The organism is Streptomyces sp. CB09001, from assembly GCF_003369795.1.
Classification (GTDB): domain Bacteria; phylum Actinomycetota; class Actinomycetes; order Streptomycetales; family Streptomycetaceae; genus Streptomyces.
The window spans coordinates 13,088-29,850 of the sequence record NZ_CP026730.1; the positions used below are offsets into that span (position 1 = coordinate 13,088).

Sequence of the window (16,763 nt, forward strand, 5' to 3'; positions counted from 1 at the left end):
GAATCAGTGGCGTGAAGTCACAGAATTAGAACGTTCCAAGTCCGGAACTGGGCATTTCTTGATCGATTATTGAGAACAGAACTGGCCGAATGGCGTGATCCGCACCTTCGTCAATAGGCCTGAAACACCCCCGAAACAGGTCCGTCGACCCTGACCGCCACCCCCGGCATACCCACGGGTATGGTGCCGGCAGCGCGAGCTCGACGACGAGGGGCGGACCTTGGGATGCCGAAGCACTGGGCGGATTTCCAGTACGAGATCTATCTGAACGGCATGACGGGCGCCGTCCCGCGGCTGCCCACCGACCTGACCCGGCTCGAGGAGCTCACCGAGCGGCGCCTCGGACCCGGCCCCTTCGGATACGTCGCGGGCAGCGCGGGCGACGGCAGCACCGCCCGCGCCAACCGGGCCGCGCTGGCCAGGCGCCGGATCGTTCCGCGCATGCTGCGGGACGTGCACGAACGCGACCTGCGCGTCGAGGTGCTGGGCCGTGCCCTGCCCGCCCCGCTCGCGCTCGCGCCGGTCGGCGTCCTGTCGATCATGCATCCGGACGCGGAGCCCGCCGCCGCCCGGGCCGCCGCGGCCCAGGGCGTGCCGTACATCCTCTCCTCCGCCTCCAGCACGCCCATGGAGGAGGTCGCCGAGGCGATGGGGGACGCCGAGCGCTGGTTCCAGCTGTACTGGCCCAAGGACCGCGAGGTGGCGCGCAGCTTCCTGGACCGAGCCCGGGCGGCCGGGTACACAGCGCTGTTCGTCACGCTGGACACGCCGCTGCTGTCCTGGCGCCCGCGCGACCTCGACCAGGCGTACCTGCCGTTCCTGCACGGGGTGGGGACCGCCAACTACTTCTCGGACCCGGCCTTCCGGGCCGGTCTGGCCAAGCCGGTGCACGAGGACCCGAACGCGGCGGTGATGCATTTCGTCGGCATGTTTGCCGATCCCGCCAAGTCCTGGCCCGACCTGGCGTTCCTGCGGGAGAACTGGGACGGTCCGGTCGTCCTCAAGGGCGTCCTGCACCCGGACGACGCCCGGCTCGCCGCCGAAGCCGGGATGGACGGCGTGGTCGTCTCCAACCACGGGGGCCGTCAGGTGGCCGGCTCGGTCGCGGCGGCCGACGCCCTGCCGCGTGTGGTGGAGGCGGTCGGCGACCGGCTGACCGTGCTGTTCGACAGCGGTGTCCGCACCGGCGACGACGTCTTCAAGGCGCTCGCGCTCGGGGCGCGTGCGGTGCTCCTGGGCCGTCCCTACGTCTACGGCCTTGGCCTGGACGGCCAGGCCGGCGTCGAGCACGTGATCCGTTGTCTGCTCGCCGAACTGGACCTCACTCTGGCCCTGTCCGGGCACGCCTCACCGGCCACGCCGGGGCCCGCGGACCTGGTCGAGGACCCGGTGTGAGGGGACGGTGGCACCGTCCCCCCGCACCGCTGACGATGCCACCGAAGGCGCGCCGCCCCTCTCAGCCGCCGGACAGTTCCACGGCCCGCGCCCCCGGGGCGTCGGTACGGGCGATCGACAGGGAGCCCTCCGCCGTCGGTACCGGGTCGGTGCGCCAGCGCTGGTCGTCGGAGCCGTCGTGCACCTTGACGACGACGTCGGCGTCCGGGGCACGGGTGGTGGCGGCGAGTGCGAGCAGTTTCTGCCCGCGCGGCACCAGTTCGCCCCGGCCGGTCAGCCCGTAGCGCACGTCGTCGCCCCGCTCGGTTCCCTCGTCGGCGCAGGTACCGAGAATGACGACTCCGGCGTCCGCCCGCGAGTCCAGACACAGCCCCGGGTCGGCGACGCTGCGCAGCAGACCGTCGTCCTCGTAGGTCCACTCCTGGGTCCCCGCCCCGGAGCACTCCGCCAGCCGGGCGCCGGCCCCCGCCTTCGGCTCGCCCCGGACGTCGAGGCACAGGTTCGCGGCGACGTTGCGCAGCCGCGTGCGGTCCGCCGACGAGGGCATCCCGGCCGCGTCCGGCGGTTTCGGACGGCTCGTCGCGGACGTCTCGCCGTCGCCGTCGACCGCACTGGTGGAGGCGGCCGGATCGGCGCCACCACCGTCGTAGGACCACACGCTCACCACGAGCACGATGGCCAGCACCCCGGCGGAGGCGGCGCCGAACTGCCGGAGCACCGACCGGCCGGAGCGCGGCCGGCCCGGCACCCGGCGCACCGGCACGGGGATCCTGGCCAGCAGCCCGGTGCGTGAGCCGCGGTGCCGGGCCGCGCCCTCGGCCAGCCCGCCCAGCGTCGCCCGCGCCGGACGCGAGTCGAGATAGCGCCGCGCACCCCAGCCGAGTACGGCCTCGGCGATCAGCGTGCCCAACTCCCGCTCGAAGTGGCCGAGTTGGTCGGCCGCGTGCCGGCAGTGACGGCAGTCCGCCAGGTGCTTGCGGACATCGGGCAGCAGGGCACCGCCCCGGCGAATCGGGACGTCGAGCAGTCGGCTGTGGAAGCGGCACTCCTGGCTCGGCGCGAGCTGCCGGTGGGCGTGCAGACATCCCTCGCGGAATTTCTCACGCGCCTGTTCGAGAGTGGCCGACGCGGTGTCGGTGTCCATGCCCAGCAGACCGGCCGGGACGCTTATGGACTCGCCTTCGACCTCCGTGTGCCACAGCAAACAACGGGCCGGTCCGGGAAGAGAAGCGAATGCCCGGGCCGCCAGCGTGCGGTTTTCCGGAGTCAGGGACTTCGCCGCTCGCATACCCCGTCCCCCGGCGGGTTTGAGCAACTGCGGCAGGGCGCCGGATATCGCGTCGTCGCCGGACCACTGACGGACCGTGTCGCGCACGGCCACCAGCAGCCGGGGGCGCAGCGCGGTGGCCGGCTCGCCCTCGGTGAGCCGGGCCAGCACCCGGTGCCAGGCCGCGGCGGTGACCATGGCGGTGACCTGGGCCGAGGTGGCCAGGCAGATGGTCGCGTAGTCGTGCGCCGGCTGCCAGTGGCGGGCCATCAGCAGCGCGGCGATCCGGTCGGCCTCGTTCTCCGGGCCGTCCCTGAGCCGCGCGGCCAGCAACTCGTCGGACTCCCCGGGATCCCCGCCCGAGGGCGGGTAGGCGGGCCGAGGGGGGTGGGGGGTGGGCACTGAGATGTTTCCTTCCCACGCGCAGGTGACTCAGAAGTTCCGATCGCCGAAAAGGACCCACGGATTGGTGTGTACCTCTTGGGCGGAGCGCGGGAGGTGTGAATTCGCCATGGCGAAATCGGACCCGGCCCGTCAAAGCGCGTGCGAGACCCGGCCTTTACCCCCCGCACGGGTGCTTCACTCTCGCACAAACCACTCATGGTCAACAAGGCGACCGGTCAACATCGGCCGCCTTTGAAAGAAGGTCAGAATCCACGGCATGCCATGATCCCCGACATGCCGAGAGGGCCGCACCGCTTTCCGCATTCTCCCGCGGAAGCGGCACGGCCCTCGGGCACAGTGCGCAATGCGCAGTGCGCAGTGCGCAGGGGTCAGCCGGTCATCCCTGGTCCGCCACGAACGAGGCCATCCGGGCCAGCGCGGCGTTCCAGTTGATCGTGTGCTCGTTGGTCGACCAGGACTGGATGTCGTCGATGAAGCAGAACTGGCCGACGCAGCCCTGGAGTTTGCTCTGCGCGTAGGGGTCCTGGATGCTCGAGTTCGGACCGCCGGACAGGGTGCCGTCGGGCGGCGCGGGCAGCGCGGGGTCGAGCTGGTGGGCGTACCAGCGGCTGTGCTGGTTGTGCGCGTTGGCCTCGCCGTATCCGGTGACGTAGGACATGTTCAGCGCGTTGCGGCCCAGGATGTAGTCCATGGACTGGACGGCGCCGTCACGGTACTTGGAACCGCCGGTGATGTCGTAGGCGGTGGCGAGGACGACCGCGTTGTTCAGGACCTGGTGGCTGGAGCCCCAGTCGTACACGTTGCCGTCGGGGGCGTAGGGCATGCCGTACGGGTGCGCCTTCAGGGTGGCCAGGTAGCCGTCGGCGCCCCGGACGACGGAGCGGCGGACGTGGTCCCGGCCCGGGAGGCGGCTGGGTACGGTCGCCAGGTCGAGGCGGGCGGCGGCCGCGGTGCGCGCCCAGTCGAAGCCGATCGGGCCGAAGATGTCGGCGGTGTGGACCGGGGAGTTCAGCACGTGGTCCTTGAAGTCCCGCTCCCCCGTCGTCAGGTACAGCTCGGCCGCGGCCCAGTAGAACTCGTCGGCGACCTCGTTGTCGGGGTAGGCGCCGCCGCCGATGCCGTCGCTCTCGTCGGCGAGCAGGTCCGGGTGGGCGAGCGCCGCCTTCCAGGCGGTGCGGGCCGCGGCGAGCGCCTTCGCGGCGAACTCCCGGTCGTAGGGGCGGTACAGGCGGGCGGCCTGCGCGGCCGTCGCCGCCAGGTTGAGGGTCGCCGCGGTGGTCGGCGGGTGCAGCTCGCGCTTTTGCGGGTCGTCGCTCGGCAGCAGCGGCAGCCCGGTCCACTGCTCGTCGTGGATCTTGTGGTGCGCCATCCCGGCCAGCGGCTGCCCGTCCGGCACCTGCATCTTCAGCAGGAAGTCCAGCTCCCAGCGGGCCTCGTCGAGGATGTCCGGCACCCTGTTGCCGCTCTCGGGGATGTCGAGCGAACCGTCGCCCAGCTTGCGGGGCTCCCCGGTGCGGGCGTGCAGCGAGCGCTCGTAGGTGCTGAGCAGCTCCCAGGTGGAGATGCCGCCGTTGACGACGTACTTGCCGTGGTCGCCGGCGTCGTACCAGCCGCCGGAGACGTCCAGGGTGTAGTCGCACACGCCGGGTTGGCAGGGCACCTCGGTGTCGCCCTGGTTGGGCGCCGTGCCGACGTGTCCGGCGGGGCGTCCGTAGCCGGGGCGGAGTTCGTCACTGATCGCGGTGCCGCTGCGCTGTGTGTAGTAGTACTTCGCGGAGTCCAGGCGCAGCCGCTCGTAGGCGGCCGTGCCGATGTCGAAGGGGCGGCTGGTCTCGCCGTCGGCGACCAGGGTGTAGCCCTCGCCGCGCTTCTTGTAGCGGCCGAAGTCGATCGAGTGGACGTTCTGCCCGGAGGAGGCGTCGACGCCGCGCGGCGTGCTCCAGCCGTGGGCGACGACCCGTCCGGCGTCGCTCTTCAGCTGCCAGGGCAGGCGGGTGGTCGCGTCGGTGACGAGGGTGGCGTTCTTCGGCCCCGAGGGCAGGTAGGCGACCTGGTTCACCCGCACCCGCGGCCCGGTGTCCGGCACGTACGGCTCCGGTGCCACGCCGCCCAGCAGGGACACGTCGTCCACGCAGAACCGCCAGGCGTCGGGCGTGCCGCCGAGCTGGAAGCCGACCTGGCCCTGGCTGGTGTCGACGGGCGAGGTGAAGGTGTACGAGTAGGTGTTGCCCGAGACGCTCAGCTGCGGGCTGACCTCGAAGTACGTGTCGTACGGGGACACCGACAGCCCGACGATCGCCCGGACCACGTGGTCGGCGGGCGTACCGGTGGCGGTGAAGGAGATCTTGTACGACTCCCCGGCGACCAGGGTGACGTCGTTCTGGCCGAGGGCGGCGTCCCAGCGGTTGGTGGTGCCGCCGGGGGCGTCGGCGCACAGCCGGCCGTCGGTCACGGCGGCGGTGACGTTGCTGCTCGTCCACCAGGAGTCCGTGCCGTTGTCGAAGGTGCCGTTCCTGACCTGCTCGGTCTCCTCGGCGCCGGCCGGGGCTGCGGGCAGCGCGGTGACGGCCGCCGCCAGCAGGGCCGTCAGGGAGACGAGCGCGGTTCTGCGTCTTTTCACGTCCGGGCTCCTCGGGGGAGGTGGCGCTCGCCATGAATGGGAGCGCTCCCAAATGCGGTCGCAGGACATGCTTGTGGCAGACATGACACGCCGTCAACGGTCCGGACGGGACCGGTTTCCAGACCGGTCCCGTCCGGGGCGTGGAACGGCGGTTCAGGCGGCCGGCGTCTCCAGGCGGCTGATGCGGACCGCTCCCCGCGCCTCGCCGGGGTGCCGGCTGGTGACCGTGAGACGGACCCGGGAGCCGCGCAGCCGGTCGAAGGTGACGACCGTGGGCGCGTCGGATGCGGTGGCCCAGTCGGTCCGCGTCCCCTCGGCGGTACGCCAGGCACGGCCGTCCCAGACCGCGACCTCGACGGCGGCGGGCAGGCTGTGCCCGTCGTCCACGGTGAAGGTGACCTCGACCCGGTCGTAGGTGCGCGTGCGCCCGTGGTCGACGGAGATCCAATCCTCGGCGCGGGCCCCGTCGAAGGCGGGCAGCAGAGCGGTGGCCGCCTTGTGGAAGCCGTTGGACCAGCCGGTGGCCGGGTCACCGTCCAGCACGGCGGCGGGGAGGGTGCCGGGCCGGCCGGAGTAGCTCGCGTCCGCGTGCGGGTGCTCCACGGGCGCCGGGTGCTCGGCCGGGAACTCCGGGACCGGTGTGGTCGCCCGGTCGGGGGCCCGCCGGGCGCGCACCGTCGCGGTGTCCGTACGCAGGCCGTCCGCGCGGGCCGTCACCCGGAGCGTGCCCGGCCGGGTGCCGGACCGGACGATCGCGAGCGCCTTGCCGTGGAAGGCGGTGCGGGTGCGGGACTGGTAGCGCTCGGCACTCTCCTGGCGGCCGTTGTCGAGTCCGGCCAGCGAGCCGCCCGCGACGTCGAAGGAGATCAGGTGCTCGGCGCCGGGCACCACCACGCCGTGCCGGTCGACCACGTCGGCGGTCACGAAGACCAGCGAGCGGCCGTCCGCGTCGACGGACTCCCGGTCCGGGGTCAGGCGCAGGGCGTGCGGCGTCCCGGCGGTGCGCAGCACATCGGTGGCGACCGTCCTGCCGCCGCGCCGGGCGACGGCCTTCAGCTCGCCCGCCTCAAAGGGCACCTTCCACGTCAGGTGGAGCTTGCCCGCGCTGCCGTTGGGGCTGGTGTAACTGCCGGGGTAGGGACCGTCGGTGAAGGTCTTGTCGTCGCCGGTGGGCTCGGTGGTCTCCAGATAGGCCCGGCCGTCGACGGTCTTCTTGGTGTCGAAGCGGCGGGTGCCGAGGGACTTGCCGTTCAGGTACAGCTCGACGGTGTCGACGTTGGTGTAGGCCCAGACCTCGACGGTGTCGCCCTCGCGGTGGTTCCACGTCGTCGGCAGCAGGTGGACCATCGGCTCGTCGGTCCACTGGCTGCGGAACAGGTGGTACATGTCCTTCGGGAAGCCGGCCGTGTCGACCGCGCCGAAGAAGGACGCCTTCACCGGGAAGACGTCGTACGGCGTGGGCTCCCCGATGTAGTCGATGCCGGACCACAGGAACTGCCCGGTGAACCACTTGCGGTCCCGGTCCTTCTTGTGGCCGTACTCGCCGCTCATCGTCCAGGAGGCGAGGTTGTTGTCGTAGGACGAGGTGGCCCGCCCGCCCGGCGTGTGGTTCTCGCCCGTGTTGAGGTGCTCCGGCTCCTGGTAGGTGCCGCGGGTGGAGGTCTCGGAGGACGACTCGGACTCGAAGAGGAACAGGTGCGGGTAGGCCGAGTGCAGGTCGTCCACCGACTTGGCGGTGTTGTAGTTGAGGCCGAGTCCGTCCAGCTTGGCCAGCATCAGGTCGGCCGCGGAGCCCTTGGCGGGCAGCCGGCGGTACTTGTCGGAGCCGATGACCAGCGGGCGGGTGTCGTCGGCGGCCCGGACGGCGTCGATGATCCGGTCGGCCATGGCCAGCCCGGCGGTGGCGGTGGAGTCGGGGACCTCGTTGCCGATGGACCACATGACGACGGCGGGCGAGTTGCGGGCCGCGAGCACCATCTCGGTGGCGTCCCGCTCGCACCACTCGTCGAAGAACCGCCCGTAGTCGTAGCGGTTCTTGCCGGTGCGCCAGCAGTCGAAGGCCTCCACCAGCATGATGATGCCCATGTCCTCGCAGACCTCGATCATCTCGGGCGAGGGCGGGTTGTGGGAGGTGCGGAAGGCGTTGACGCCCATCGACTTCATGAGGGTCATCTGGCGGCGGATCGCGTCGATGCTCACGGCGGCGCCGAGCGCGCCGAGGTCGTGGTGCAGGTCGACACCCTTGATCTTGGCGTGCCTGCCGTTGAGGTGGAAGCCCTCGTCGGGGTCGACGTGGAAGGTGCGGATGCCGAACGGGGTGCGGTAGGTGTCGACGGTCCGGCCGCCGACGCGCAGTTCGGTGTGCAGGGTGTAGCGGTGCGGGCTCGCGAAGTCCCACAGCCGCGGACGCCGGACGGTGAGTTCGTGGGTGTCGGTGAGCGCGTCGGTGACGTCCACCGTGGAGGCGGTACGGGCCGCGGTGCGGCCTTCCGCGTCCGTCACCGTCGACCGGATCTCGACCTCGCGTGCGGTGCCCGAGGCGTTCACCACCGACGTCTCCACCCGGACGACGGCGCTCTCCTCGCTCACCCGGGGCGTGGTGACGCGGGTGCCCCAGCGCCGTACGTGCACCGGCTCGGTGACGACCAGCCGGGCCTCGCGGTAGATGCCGCTGCCGGAGTACCAGCGGCTGCTCGGCAGTTGGTTGCGCACCCGCACCGCGAGGACGTTCTCGGTGCGGCCGTCGGTGTGCACCAGGTCGGTGAGGTCGAGGGCGAAGCCGGTGTAGCCGTAGGGGTGGTGGCCGACCTCCCGTCCGTTGCAGTGGACGCGGGAGTCCATGTACACGCCGTCGAACTCGACCGATATCCGCTTCCCGGCCAGGGCGGGCGGCAGGGTGAAGGCGAGGCGGTACCAGCCGAGGCCGCCCGGCAGGAAGCCGGTGCCGCTGGTGGTGCCGTGCTCGGTGGTGGGCGCCTGCTCGATGCTCCAGTCGTGCGGGACGGCGACCTCGCGCCACGCCGAGTCGTCGTGGGCGGGATCGGCGGCGTCCGTGACGTCCTCGGCCGCGCCGTCGGGGTCGATCAGCCGGAAGCGCCAGCCGTCCCGCAGGGCGATGGTGCCGCGACCGGCCGAGCCGCCGCTCGCGTCCGCGGCCCACGCCGACGGGGCGGCGAGCGCCATCCCGGCCGCGGGCGTGGCGGCGGAGGCGATCAGAACCGATCTGCGCGTGACCGTCATGACGGATCTCCCTCATCAGAACTCATCGAGGCTCATCAGAACTCAGAAGTACTCACAAGCGATCGCGAACAAACAGATTCTGACGTCGGGCCCCACGCGCCCGTCAAGGCCGCGGAAAGCACTTTCTATCCCGTGCCGCCCGGACCGCGCCCGGGACGCGTGGGGCTGCGGGGCGCCGTGCGCCCGATGGGTCGGGGTCCGTTCGGCGCCCCGACCCACTAGGCTGGGAAGCAGGTGACGCGCTGATCACTGTGAGTGTGCGCAATGGAGTGGCGACGATGAGTCCGGTCAACCCGTTCGACGATGCCGCCACGGCCCGCGCCGTCGTCGACGGCTCCGGCACCCTGGTCGAGTGGAACGAGGGCGCCCGCCTGCTGCTCGGCCACCAGGCCGCCGATGTGGTGGGGCGCCCCGCCGCCGACCTCCTCGCGGGCGGCCCGGACGGCACACCGCCGGGGCGCGGCGACGCACGGTGGAGCGGCACCCTGGACCTGCGCCACCGCGACGGGCACACCGTGTCCGCTTGGGTGCTCGCGCACCGCAGACCCGCGGCCGACGGCGCCCCGGCCGGCTGGCTCGCCGTCACGCGCCTGGATCCCGGTCCCGGACCGGAGGAGGACCCGCTGGTCAGAGCCGCGCTCGCCCAGGCACCCTGCGCCATGATGATCTTCGACGACCGGCTGCTGCTGCGCGGGGCCAACGACGCCATGGCGCGGTTGCTGGGGCTCCCGTCCGATCGCCTGCGCGGTCTGCGGGCCACCGACTTCAGCATCCGGCCGCAGGACGCGGAACTGGAACGCCGGATGCGGCGCGTGCTGGCCTCCGGCCGCCGGCACGACATGCAGACCCACCTCAAGGCGGAGGACGAGAGCCGCGCCCACGCGTGGAACGCCCGGATCGCACCGCTGACCGACGCCGACGGCCGGGTGCGCGGCGTGTGTGTGAGCGTCCACGACTTCACGGAGCAGCACCGCGCCCGCGAGCGGCTGCAACTGGTCAACGAGGCCAGCGTGCGCATCGGCACCACCCTCGACGTCACCCTTACGGCGCAGGAGCTGGCGGACGTGTGCGTCCCCCCGCTCGCCGACTTCGTCAGCGTCGACCTGCTGGACCCGCACGAGCACGGCGGTGAGCCCGCCACCCTGGTCGAACCGCCGGTCGGCCTGCGCCGTACCGCGCACCGGTCGATCACCGCGGACGGCCCGCAGGCGGTGGCCGACACCGGGCAGCTGGACGTCTATCCGGCCGGCTCCCCCCAGGCCGAGTGCCTGCTCTCGGGGCAGGTGATCGTGGCCTCGCAGGCCTACGGCGACCTCGAACGCTGGCTCGAGTGGGACCCCGTCCGCCTGCGGCGGGTGAAGGAGTACGGCATCCACTCCACGATGTCGGTGCCGCTCCAGGCCCGCGGCACCACCCTCGGCGTCGCGGTCTTCACCCGGTTCCGGCGCCCCGACCCGTTCACGCACGACGACGTGCTGCTGGCCGAGGAGGTCAGCGCCCGCGCCGCCGTCTGCATCGACAACGCCCGCCGCTACTCGCGCGAGCGCGAGGCCACGCTGACCCTGCAGCGCAGTCTGCTGCCCCGGTGGCTGCCGCCCACGGCCGCGGTGCAGGCGGCCTCCCGCTACCTGCCCGCGGCCCGCTCGGGCGTCGGCGGCGACTGGTTCGACGTCATCCCGCTGTCCGGGATGCGGGTCGCCATGGTCGTCGGGGACGTGGTCGGCCACGGCATCCCGGCCTCGGCCACGATGGGCCGGCTGCGCACCGCCGTTCGCACCCTCGCCGACATCGACCTGACGCCCGAGGAGCTGCTCACCCACCTCGACGACCTGGTCGTCCGGCTGTCCGAGGAGTCCGGCGACGACCGGGCGGGCGAGGTCGGCGCGACGTGTCTGTACGTGGTGTACGACCCGGTGTCGCGGCACTGCTCCATGGCACGGGCCGGACACCCGGCGCCTGTCCTGGTCCCGCCGGACGGTCCGCCGGAGCAGGTCGAGCTGCCCTCCGGGCCACCGCTGGGCGTGGGCGGACTGCCGTTCGAGGCGGCCGAGCTGGAGCTGCGCGAGGGCAGCGTGCTGGCCCTCTACACCGACGGACTGGTCGAGAGCCGGGACCGGGACACCGACACCGGCCAGGCGCTGCTGCGCGAGGCGCTGGCCGCCCCGGCCGACTCCCTGGACACCGTCTGCGACCGGGTGCTGCACCGCCTCCTCCCGTCGGGCAGCGCCGCCGACGACGTGGCGCTGCTGCTGGCCCGGACCCGGGGGCTGCCTGCCGGACAGGTCGCCACCTGGGACATTCCCGCCGACCCCGCGCTGGTCGCCCCGGTGCGCAAGCAGGTCCTCGACCAGCTTTCCGACTGGAACCTGCTGGAGGCGACCTTCACCGCGGAGCTGGTCGTGAGCGAGCTGGTCACCAATGCCATCCGGTACGGCTCCCCGCCGATCCGGCTCCGGCTGATCCACGACACGGCCACCCTGATCTGCGAGGTCTCCGACACCAGCCACACCGCGCCGCATCTGCGCCGGGCCAGGACCTGGGACGAGGGCGGGCGCGGCCTGCTCCTGGTGGCTCAGCTCACCCAGCGCTGGGGCAGCCGGCACACGGCCGAGGGCAAGACCATCTGGGCGGAGCTGGGGCTGCTCGACGACGAGGCGTGAGCCCCTCGCCACGATGCGGAGTGCGCCCCCTCGTTTCCCGGACCGGGCCGCGGGACACTCGCAGTACGGGGGCGTGCGGTGCCGGTCTCGCCGGGGCCGCACGCGAGAGCCCGACGGGAGTGTGGAGAAGCGATGGCGAACACGTCCCAGCCGCTGCGCCGGACGGCCCTGCTCGCGAGCGGGGTCGCGCTGCTCGGCCTGTTGACCGCATGCGGCACCGAGAGCGCCACGTCGAGCGGCACCCCGCGGCCCAGCGAGGCCGGCCGCACGACCGGCGCGGACCCGGGCGGCGGCACCCCGACGTCCGGCGACACGGCACCTGCGGTAGGCGCCGCACCCACCGACACCGCGGGCTCGTCCTCCGCATCGGCCCGCACCGACGGCCGTTGCCGGACCGCCGAACTGCGGGCCACTGTCGGCCGCGTGGACCCGGGTGCCGGCCAGCGCAACTTCCCCGTCGTGCTGACCAACACCTCCGACCGCACCTGCACGGTGTACGGCTATCCGGGTGCCGCCTTCGTGGACGCGTCCGGCAAGCAGCTGGGTCCGGACCCCGAGCGCGCGCCGGGCTCCCCCGAGTCGGTCACGCTGACGCCGGGCAGGAGCGCGTGGGCCGGGCTGTCGTTCTCCAGTCCGCAGATCAGCGGCGCCCGCACGGCCGGCCCGGCGGCGCTGCTCGTCACCCCGCCGGACGAGCGGGAGCCCCTGAAGGTGAAGTGGACGGCGGGCGAGGTCCCGGTCGGCGGCAACGAGTCGTCGGTGTCCGTCACCGCCCTGGACGCGGGCACCGGCCCCTGAGGCACGGCACCGGTGCCCGGCAGTGCCGGTCCCCTGCTCAGTGACCGGCGATCGGGTGCGGCGCGTAGGGCCGCTCCAGCTCCTCGATCTCCTTCTCGCCCAGCGTGAGTTCGACCGCCGCCACGGCATCCTCGAGGTGGCCCGGCCTGGAGGCGCCCACGATCGGCGCGGTCACCGTGTCCTGGTGCAGCAGCCAGGCCAGGGCCACCCGCGCGCGCGGGACACCGCGCTCACCGGCGATGCGGGTGACGGCCTCCACCACGGCGCGGTCGCCCTCCTGGTAGAGGGTGCTGCCGAAGTCGTCGGTGGCGCTGCGCCCGGTGGCGATGTCCCAGTCGCGGGTGAGGCGGCCGCGGGCGAGCGGGCTCCAGGGCAGCACGCCGACGCCCTGGTCCGCGCAGAGGGGCAGCATCTCGCGCTCCTCCTCGCGGTAGACGAGGTTGTAGTGGTTCTGCATGGACACGAACGGGGTCCAGCCGTGCCGCTCGGCGGTGTACTGCATCTTGGAGAACTGCCAGGCGTACATCGAACTGGCCCCGATGTAGCGGACCTTGCCCGCCTTCACCAGGTCGTGCAGGGCCTCCATCGTCTCCTCGACGGGGGTGTGCGGGTCGAAGCGGTGGATCTGGTAGAGGTCGACGTAGTCGGTGCCCAGCCGGCGGAGGCTGTGGTCGATCTCGGTCATGATCGCCTTGCGGGAGAGTCCGGCGCCGTTCGGCCCGGGGCGCATCCGGCCGTTCACCTTGGTCGCGAGCACGATGTCGTCCCGGCGGGCGAAGTCGGCCAGCGCCTTGCCGACGATCTCCTCGCTGGTGCCGTCGGAGTACACGTTGGCGGTGTCGAAGAAGGTGACGCCGGCCTCCAGCGCCTGCCGGATCAGCGGACGCGAGGCCGCCTCGTCGAGGGTCCACTCGTGCGTGCCGCGGTCGGGCACGCCGTAGGTCATGCAGCCCAGGCAGATCCGCGACACGTCCAGGCCGGTCGAACCGAGCTTCACGTACTGCATCGTTGCTGCTCCTGTCTTCGCCGATCATCGGTACCAGGGCGAGCGTACGTCTTCGCGCGCGCTCGAACCCCGTCCGGGTCAGGCGCGTTCGAGCAGGTCGAGGGCGCGTTCCCAGCCGAAATCCGGACGGCCGCCGGCCTGCGCCGCGCCCCCGGCGTTCCCGGCGTACGGGTCCCCGAAGCGCACGCCCATCCCGCGCAGCCGGGCCAGGCTCTCCCGATAGGCGGGGTGAGCGGCCAGCGCCTCGCCCACGCACGGCAGGACGGCGACGGGCACCCCGAGGCCGCTCGCCTCGCACAGGGTGGCCACGGCGAGGGTGTCGGCCAGGCCCGCGGCCCACTTGTTGATCGTGTTGAAGGTGGCCGGAGCGACCACGACGGCGTCGGGCGCGGGGAAGGGCCGCGGATCGCCGGGCGTGCGCCAGGCCGAGCGGATCGGGCGGCCGGTCCGCGCCTCGGCGGCGTCCGCGTCGAAGAAGCCGCCCATGGCGACCGGTGTCGCTATGACCCCGACCTCCCAGCCGCGTCCCCGTGCCGCGTCGATCAGCCCGCCCACGCCTTCGGCCACGCCCGCGGCGCAGACGACGACGTAGAGGAAGGGTCGGGCGGCCTTGCCGCTTCCAGCCTGTGCGCTCACCGTTCCTAGTCAGTGAGCAGGAGTGAGTCTTGGACCCAGTCCTGGTCACTGCGGACATCCCGAACGGTTTTGGGTGTCCTGGTCGCCCGCGTTCGCTCCGCGTCCGGCTGCACGGATCGTGTCCGTGGTCCGGGGATGCGGGGGCGGGTTTCCTCACGCCTGCGGTCACGTGGTCGGGCCTGGGCGCTCCGATGCCCCTGCACATCACTCTGGTGTGCAGGGGGCGGTGTCGTCCGTCGCCGGATCGCGTGTCCGAGGGCGCGCCTACCGATCGCCACCGAGGCGGCGGCGTGTCGGGAAGTCTTGCGGTTTTTGCTGGTCAGTGGTTCCTGCCAGTGCTGTGCGCCCCACATCGAGGTGTAGGCGGGATCGACGGCGATCACGCTGATGCCGGCCTCCGTGCACATCGACAGCAGGCGGGCGCGGAGGCGGCCGGTGGGGATGCCGGAGATGAGCTGCCGGAACTTCTTCTTCCGGCCGTGCTTCTCGCGGGTTGTGGAGTCGGTGAAGTCGAGGTCCTCGATGGCGATTGCCTGCACGCCCGTCGTCTGGGCCCAGTGCAGAAGCCGGGTGAGGGCGTGGCGGAGCTGCGCGTCCCGGTGGTCGGCGGTGCCGGTGAGGTCGTAGTCGATGCGGCGGGGGCTGCCGGTCGGGTTGCCGTGCTCGTCGAGCAGCCACGCGGCCAGATGGTCCGCGTTCGTGTCGACACCGATCACACCGTCGGGGCGCAGGGCGTCCAGCGGGATCACGGGGAGGTCTTTGCGGGTCCAACTGGCGTCGAGGTACCAGCGGTCACGGGTCACGTCGAAGTGGATTCGGTAGGCCACGGCCCGGTTCTCTTCGATCCGGTCGCGCCATTCCTCGCCACGGTGCGGGAACGACACCTTCGCGGTGAGGATGTACCGGCCGCGCTTCGCGTTGGCCAGGTCAGCAAGCGGCGCCGGAAGTCTGATGCTGATCTCGCCGTCGGGGGTGACGCGGATCGTCTCGTTGCCGTGCCGTTTGCCGGACTCGCCGTCAGCGGTCACAAACCAGCGGGCGGCCTCCCACTGCTGACGCCAGGCTGCCTCGGTGAGACCGGCGGCGTCCAGGTTGTGGCGGGTGTTGAGCAGTCGCCTGCCGCCGCGTACGACCGAGACGCGCCCGGCTTCACGCTCGGCGCTTACCTGCTCGTAGCGGTCTTCGAGGACTGCCAGGCGGCGGGTCTTGGCGAACCACTCGCCCTTGGAGCGGTAGCCGCCGGGCTTCCCCTTGCAACCCCTCTGCCCGATCGGCAGCGACAGCCGGTGCCGTACCGTCGCGATGCCGGCGTCCAGCGATTGCAGGTGAGCGTGCTGGGCGCGGCGGGACAGGCCCCACTGGTCGTGGGTGTTGGAGGTGACCGAACCCGCCCACCGCGATGACGAGGCGGCCGTCAGCTCCCGCTTCCGCTCAGCCCACCTGTCGGTGGAATGGTCCAGGCCGTCACGGCAGCGGCGGGCCAAGTCCGCGGAAGCCAGCCGACCCATGTGGGCGCCCACGGCCCGCAAGACCTGCTCATCCTGCACAGTGAGGCCCTTGAGCCGGTCCCGGATGCTGACACCGGACGGACCGTCGGCGACAAACGGCCGGGCAATCTGCCTGAGCAGTTTCTTCTCAGCCATGCCCGGCAGCCTCCAGCGCCTTCCTGGCGCGGTTCTTCGCCGACCTCCGGCCGTACAGGCGGGCGCAGAACGACGTCAGCACATCCACGACGTCCTGCACCAGGTCGTCTTCAACCTCTCCGTCATCCAGCACCACCAGGCGACGCCCGGTCGCGAACAGGGCGGCCTCGACGAGTTCGACGTTCATCCGGCCCAGACGGTCCTTGTGCTCGACCACGACCGTGGTCACGGCGGGGTCGGTCAGCAACCGCTTCGCCTTCGGCCGGGCACCGTTCATTCCCGAGGCGATCTCCGCCTCCACCCGCACGACGCGGTGACCGCCCTTGACCGCCCACTGCGACAACCGGGCAACCTGACGCTCCAGATCGGCCTTCTGGTCATGGGAGGAGACACGGGCGTACAGGCCCAGACCACCGACCGCCTCCGGCGCCGCGGCAGCGTCGATGTTCACCAGGACCGTGCGCGGCCCGACCCGCACAGCCGGTACCGGAAGAGTCCCCTCACGGAACCAGCGATACGCGGTCTGCGGATGCACACCCTGCGCCTTCGCCCACTCCGTCAGATTCACACTCCAACAACGACACTCACTCATGCATGGTTACGCTCACTCACCCGACTTCGAGAACCAGCAGTTGACAACCCTACTGGGCGGGCCTGGGGCCGAAGATGCGCCGGTCGCCCTCCTCGATGGGCACGTCGTTGATGCTGGCCTCGCGCCGGGTCATCAGGCCGTGCTCGTCGAACTCCCAGAGCTCGTTGCCGTAGGAGCGCCACCACTGGCCGTCCGCGTCCTGGGACTCGTACTGGAAGCGGACGGCGATGCGGTTGCCGTCGAAGGCCCACAGGTCCTTGCGCAGCGCGTACCGCCGCTCGCGCTCCCACTTGGCGGTCAGGAACTCGACGATGGCGGCGCGGCCGGTGAAGAAGGCGTCACGGTTGCGCCAGACCGAGTCCTCGGAATAGGCGAGGGCCACCTTGTGCGGATCGCGGGTGTTCCAGGCGTCCTCGGCGGCCCGCACCTTGCGTTCGGCGGTCTCGCGGGTGAACGGCGGCAGGGGCGGCCGGTCGGTCGTCGTCATGGCTCAACCTCCAG

General features: G+C 72.1%; 11 protein-coding genes. 3 read left to right on the forward strand and 8 right to left on the reverse strand.

Going from position 1 to position 16,763, the window contains the following annotated elements; translation table 11 throughout:
* Positions 1–225: 225 nt before the first annotated feature.
* Complete coding sequence (locus C4J65_RS00065; protein ID WP_115740464.1) at positions 226–1,395, forward strand: lactate 2-monooxygenase; 1,170 nt, start codon at positions 226–228, stop codon at positions 1,393–1,395.
* Positions 1,396–1,456: 61 nt separating this feature from the next.
* Here the strand turns inward: C4J65_RS00065 and C4J65_RS00070 are convergent, their stop codons facing one another.
* The 3 genes from C4J65_RS00070 to C4J65_RS00080 form a co-directional block, all read right to left on the reverse strand.
* A complete protein-coding gene (locus C4J65_RS00070) occupies positions 1,457–3,064 on the reverse strand; it encodes an RICIN domain-containing protein (protein WP_115740465.1) in 1,608 nt (535 codons plus the stop codon).
* A 379-nt stretch (positions 3,065–3,443) separates the two neighbouring features.
* On the reverse strand, positions 3,444–5,687 hold the full coding sequence (locus C4J65_RS00075) for a cellulase (RefSeq protein WP_115740466.1): 2,244 nt from the start codon (positions 5,685–5,687) through the stop codon (positions 3,444–3,446).
* Positions 5,688–5,840: 153 nt separating this feature from the next.
* Positions 5,841–8,927, reverse strand: coding sequence for a glycoside hydrolase family 2 TIM barrel-domain containing protein (locus C4J65_RS00080; protein ID WP_115740467.1), 3,087 nt, complete (start codon positions 8,925–8,927; stop codon positions 5,841–5,843).
* 278 nt (positions 8,928–9,205) lie between these two features.
* Here C4J65_RS00080 and C4J65_RS00085 point away from each other — a divergent pair, with 278 nt between their 5' ends.
* Together C4J65_RS00085 and C4J65_RS00090 are read left to right on the forward strand one after the other, a co-directional pair.
* A complete protein-coding gene (locus C4J65_RS00085; protein ID WP_115740468.1) occupies positions 9,206–11,587 on the forward strand; it encodes a SpoIIE family protein phosphatase in 2,382 nt (793 codons plus the stop codon).
* A 132-nt stretch (positions 11,588–11,719) separates the two neighbouring features.
* A complete protein-coding gene (locus C4J65_RS00090; protein ID WP_115740469.1) occupies positions 11,720–12,385 on the forward strand; it encodes a DUF4232 domain-containing protein in 666 nt (221 codons plus the stop codon).
* Positions 12,386–12,422: 37 nt separating this feature from the next.
* Here C4J65_RS00090 and C4J65_RS00095 read toward each other — a convergent pair whose 3' ends face one another.
* The 5 genes from C4J65_RS00095 to C4J65_RS00115 all read right to left on the reverse strand — a co-directional run bounded on the left by C4J65_RS00095 (position 12,423) and on the right by C4J65_RS00115 (position 16,749).
* Positions 12,423–13,391, reverse strand: coding sequence for an aldo/keto reductase (locus tag C4J65_RS00095; RefSeq protein ID WP_115740470.1), 969 nt, complete (start codon positions 13,389–13,391; stop codon positions 12,423–12,425).
* A 78-nt stretch (positions 13,392–13,469) separates the two neighbouring features.
* Complete coding sequence (locus C4J65_RS00100; RefSeq protein WP_115740471.1) at positions 13,470–14,027, reverse strand: flavoprotein; 558 nt, start codon at positions 14,025–14,027, stop codon at positions 13,470–13,472.
* Positions 14,028–14,032: 5 nt separating this feature from the next.
* Positions 14,033–15,670 (reverse strand): IS200/IS605 family accessory protein TnpB-related protein, encoded by a 1,638-nt coding sequence (locus C4J65_RS00105; protein WP_115740472.1) that lies wholly within the window; start codon positions 15,668–15,670, stop codon positions 14,033–14,035.
* Positions 15,663–16,238 (reverse strand): IS607 family transposase, encoded by a 576-nt coding sequence (locus C4J65_RS00110; protein ID WP_115740473.1) that lies wholly within the window; start codon positions 16,236–16,238, stop codon positions 15,663–15,665. Before C4J65_RS00110 ends, C4J65_RS00105 begins: the two co-directional genes overlap by 8 nt.
* 73 nt (positions 16,239–16,311) lie before the next feature.
* Positions 16,312–16,749, reverse strand: a complete 438-nt coding sequence (locus C4J65_RS00115) for a nuclear transport factor 2 family protein (protein ID WP_115740474.1) — start codon at positions 16,747–16,749, stop codon at positions 16,312–16,314.
* Between the last annotated feature and the right edge of the window lie 14 nt (positions 16,750–16,763).